This window comes from Cobetia sp. SIMBA_158, from assembly GCF_046566945.1.
GTDB classification, from domain to species: Bacteria; Pseudomonadota; Gammaproteobacteria; order Pseudomonadales; family Halomonadaceae; genus Cobetia; species Cobetia amphilecti.
In genome coordinates, this window is the sequence record NZ_JAWJYL010001024.1 from 1 (window position 1) to 239 (window position 239).

The 239-nt window shown below is 45.6% G+C and carries 1 pseudogene; it reads left to right on the top strand.

From position 1 onward, the window contains the following. Positions 1 to 239: pseudogene (locus R2R70_RS22910) on the top strand (polyribonucleotide nucleotidyltransferase); the annotation flags it as partial.

Below are 239 nucleotides of genomic sequence, written 5' to 3' on the forward strand. Positions count from 1 at the left end.
CTTGAAGAGAAAGTAGCTGAACTTGCCGCTGATAAAGTAGGCGAAGCTTACCGTATTACTGATAAAGTAGCGCGTAAAGAAGCACTTGGCGTAGCTAAAGATGCAGTTATCGAAGCACTTTCAAGCGAGCTTGCTGAAGGCGAAACGCTTGATAAGCAAGAAGTGGGTAAAGTATTCGGTTCACTCGAGAAGAAAATTGTTCGTGGCCGTATCGCTGCAGGCGAAAAACGTATCGATGG